The sequence below is a fragment of the Actinorugispora endophytica genome (assembly GCF_004363075.1).
Taxonomy (GTDB): domain Bacteria; phylum Actinomycetota; class Actinomycetes; order Streptosporangiales; family Streptosporangiaceae; genus Actinorugispora; species Actinorugispora endophytica.
In genome coordinates this window covers 1-1980 of sequence record NZ_SNYN01000043.1, presented here as the reverse complement: position 1 = coordinate 1980, position 1980 = coordinate 1, and the positions used below count along the sequence as shown (strand labels likewise).

At 59.8% G+C, this 1980-nt stretch carries 1 protein-coding gene and 1 rRNA gene; one reads left to right on the top strand and one right to left on the bottom strand.

What is annotated here, in order from left to right:
- Positions 1–211, top strand: a 211-nt coding sequence (locus EV190_RS23830) for a hypothetical protein (protein WP_208113302.1), incomplete at its 5' end; no start/stop codon positions are given.
- Here EV190_RS23830 and EV190_RS23180 read toward each other — a convergent pair.
- Positions 212–1744, bottom strand: a 16S ribosomal RNA gene (locus EV190_RS23180). It abuts the gene before it with no gap.
- Between the last annotated feature and the right edge of the window lie 236 nt (positions 1745–1980).

Below are 1980 nucleotides of genomic sequence, written 5' to 3'. Positions count from 1 at the left end.
GACCGACGGTTGCCTCCTCAGACACCCAACAGCGCGCCCTCCGGCCTCTAGGAAGAACCGGAAGAAGTTCGTTTCCATCGACTTCAGCCAAGACCGGGACGATGTTTCCCGCGCCGGCGCCATCGAAGCGCCGCCACCGGACAACAATCCCGGTTCCACTGTCGAGTCCACCGGCCAGATCGGAAAAACGGCCGATGCATGGACTCCTTAGAAAGGAGGTGATCCAGCCGCACCTTCCGGTACGGCTACCTTGTTACGACTTCGTCCCAATCGCCAGCCCCACCTTCACTCACTCCCTCCCCGAAGGGTTGGGCCACAAGTTTCGGGTGTTGCCGACTTTCGTGACGTGACGGGCGGTGTGTACAAGGCCCGGGAACGTATTCACCGCGGCGTTGCTGATCCGCGATTACTAGCGACTCCACCTTCATGGGGTCGAGTTGCAGACCCCAATCCGAACTGAGACCGGCTTTAAGAGATTCGCTCCGCCTCACGACATCGCATGCCCTCTGTACCGGCCATTGTAGCATGTTTGCAGCCCAAGACATAAGGGGCATGATGACTTGACGTCATCCCCACCTTCCTCCGAGTTGACCCCGGCAGTCTCCCATGAGTCCCCACCATTACGTGCTGGCAACATGGAACAAGGGTTGCGCTCGTTGCGGGACTTAACCCAACATCTCACGACACGAGCTGACGACAGCCATGCACCACCTGTCACCCGCCAACTAAATGACCCGCCATCTCTGACGGTCCACGGGTGATGTCAAACCTTGGTAAGGTTCTTCGCGTTGCGTCGAATTAAGCAACATGCTCCGCCGCTTGTGCGGGCCCCCGTCAATTCCTTTGAGTTTTAGCCTTGCGGCCGTACTCCCCAGGCGGGGCGCTTAATGCGTTAGCTACGGCACGGAGACCGTGGAAAGTCCCCACACCTAGCGCCCAACGTTTACGGCGTGGACTACCAGGGTATCTAATCCTGTTCGCTCCCCACGCTTTCGCTCCTCAGCGTCAGGTAAGGCCCAGAGACCCGCCTTCGCCACCGGTGTTCCTCCTGATATCTGCGCATTTCACCGCTACACCAGGAATTCCAGTCTCCCCTACCTACCTCAAGCCTGCCCGTATCCACTGCACAACCGGAGTTAAGCCCCGGTCTTTCACAGCAGACGCGACAAGCCGCCTACGAGCTCTTTACGCCCAATAATTCCGGACAACGCTCGGACCCTACGTATTACCGCGGCTGCTGGCACGTAGTTAGCCGGTCCTTATTCCCCACCTACCGTCAACCTCCGGAGCACCGGAGGCCTGCGTGAGTGGTAAAAGAGGTTTACAACCCGAAGGCCGTCATCCCCCACGCGGCGTCGCTGCGTCAGGCTTTCGCCCATTGCGCAATATTCCCCACTGCTGCCTCCCGCAGGAGTCTGGGCCGTGTCTCAGTCCCAGTGTGGCCGGTCGCCCTCTCAGGCCGGCTACCCGTCATCGCCTTGGTAGGCCATCACCCCACCAACAAGCTGATAGGCCGCGAGTCCATCCCCGACCGAGAAAACTTTCCACGCTCCGCCATGCGGCGCAGCGTCGTATCCGGTATTAGACCCGATTTCTCGGGCTTATCCCGGAGTCGGGGGCAGGTTACTCACGTGTTACTCACCCGTTCGCCGCTCGTGTACCCCGAAGGGCCTTACCGCTCGACTTGCATGTGTTAAGCACGCCGCCAGCGTTCGTCCTGAGCCAGGATCAAACTCTCCATTAAGGTCTGCACACCGCCGGGCGGGGCCCGGCGGAAACCTAGAGAAGGCTCGAATCCCGACCGGACGCCAGTTCTGGCATCCAATCAAAGGAACCCTCGCCACCGCAGTGGCGCGGGAGCCAAAAACAAACTTGGCTGAAAGAAAACAAACACGCGCTGTTGAGTTCTCAAGAAACAACCGCTGCTCCGTCCACAAGCCCCGGATGGGGCTCTTCGACCGGTGCGGCATTCTCCGCTTT